The sequence below is a fragment of the Micromonospora sp. NPDC049645 genome (assembly GCF_040675155.1).
GTDB lineage: Bacteria > Actinomycetota > Actinomycetes > Mycobacteriales > Micromonosporaceae > Micromonospora.
Window position 1 is genome coordinate 1,715 of sequence record NZ_JBFAOI010000037.1, and the last position, 2,029, is coordinate 3,743.

Here is a 2,029-nt window from a genome sequence, read left to right on the forward strand (position 1 = left end):
CTGGGTTTGGTGTGGGGCGGATCGGGTTGTGGGTTGGTCGTTTGTTGAGAATTGCACAGTGGACGCGAGCATCTTTGTGGTCAAGTTGTCAAGGGCGAACGGTGAATGCCTTGGCACCAGGAGCCGATGAAGGACGTGGGAGGCCGCGATAGGCCTGGGGGAGCTGTCAACCAAGCTGTGATCCCAGGGTGTCCGAATGGGGAAACCTGGCACCAGTCATGTGGTGTCACCCACACCTGAACACATAGGGTGTGTGGAGGGAACGCGGGGAAGTGAAACATCTCAGTACCCGTAGGAAGAGAAAACAATTTAGTGATTCCGTGAGTAGTGGCGAGCGAAAGCGGATTGAGGCTAAACCGGCTGCGTGTGATACCTGTCAGGGGTTGCGTGGTCGGGGTTGTGGGACCCCGCTGAACAAGCTGACACTTGTTCGAGGAGTTACAAAGTCAGTGGCTAGTCGAACAGTCTGGAATGGCTGACCGTAGACGGTGAGAGTCCGGTAGGTGAAAGTTGCTGACCTTCTGTGGGTGTTCCCGAGTAGCGGCGGACCCCTGAAATCTGCCGTGAATCTGCCAGGACCACCTGGTAAGCCTAAATACTTCCTGGTGACCGATAGCGGACAAGTACCGTGAGGGAATGGTGAAAAGTACCCCGGGAGGGGAGTGAAATAGTACCTGAAACCGTTCGCCTACAATCCGTCGGAGCCTTGCGGGGTGACGGCGTGCCTTTTGAAGAATGAGCCTGCGAGTTAGTGGCATGTGGCGAGGTTAACCCGTGTGGGGGAGCCGTAGCGAAAGCGAGTCTGAATAGGGCGATTCAGTCGCGTGTCCTAGACCCGAAGCGGAGTGATCTAGCCATGGGCAGGCTGAAGCGCGGGTAAGACCGCGTGGAGGGCCGAACCCACCAACGTTGAAAAGTTGGGGGATGACCTGTGGTTAGGGGTGAAAGGCCAATCAAACTCCGTGATAGCTGGTTCTCCCCGAAATGCATTTAGGTGCAGCGTCGCGTGTTTCTTGCCGGAGGTAGAGCACTGGATGGTCTAGGGGGCCCACAAGCTTACCGAAATCAGCCAAACTCCGAATGCCGGTAAGTGAGAGCGCGGCAGTGAGACTGCGGGGGATAAGCTTCGTAGTCGAGAGGGAAACAGCCCAGATCACCAGCTAAGGCCCCTAAGCGTGTGCTAAGTGGAAAAGGATGTGGGGTCGCATAGACAACCAGGAGGTTGGCTTAGAAGCAGCCACCCTTTAAAGAGTGCGTAATAGCTCACTGGTCAAGTGGTTCCGCGCCGACAATGTAGCGGGGCTCAAGCACACCGCCGAAGCTGTGGCATTCACATTTTATCCTCGCTTGGACTTGATTCCTTGTGCAGGTGTGTGGATGGGTAGGGGAGCGTCGTGCCGCGAGTGAAGCAGCGGGGTGACCCAGTTGTGGACGCGGCACGAGTGAGAATGCAGGCATGAGTAGCGAAAGAAGGGTGAGAAACCCTTCCGCCGGATGACCAAGGGTTCCAGGGCCAGGCTAATCCGCCCTGGGTGAGTCGGGACCTAAGGCGAGGCCGAGAGGCGTAGTCGATGGACAACGGGTTGATATTCCCGTACCCGCGAAAGAGCGTCCCTGATGAACCTCGTTGTGCTAACCACCCGAACTTGGTGAGGTCTTCGGACTGAGCTGGGGGAGCGTGGGAACCTGATGGGTAGTAGTCAAGCGATGGGGTGACGCAGGAAGGTAGCTGAGCCCGGCCGGTGGTTGTGCCGGGGTAAGCGTGTAGGCCGTGTTGTAGGCAAATCCGCAACACATGAAGGCTGAGACGTGATGCCGAGCCGATTCAGGTGAAGTCAGTGATCCTATGCTGCCGAGAAAAGCCTCTAGCGAGTTCTTAGCGGCCCGTACCCCAAACCGACACAGGTGGTCAGGTAGAGAATACCGAGGCGATCGGGCGAACTGTGGTTAAGGAACTCGGCAAATTGCCCCCGTAACTTAGGGAGAAGGGGGGCCGGAGACGTGAAGCCCCGCGCGGGTGGAGCGTTGG

1 rRNA gene (only partly in view) is annotated in these 2,029 nt (G+C 57.5%); it reads left to right on the plus strand.

The features are described 5' to 3' along the window. Positions 1–78: 78 nt before the first annotated feature. Positions 79–2,029, plus strand: a 23S ribosomal RNA gene (locus AB0J33_RS31120); it runs 1,259 nt beyond the window's last position.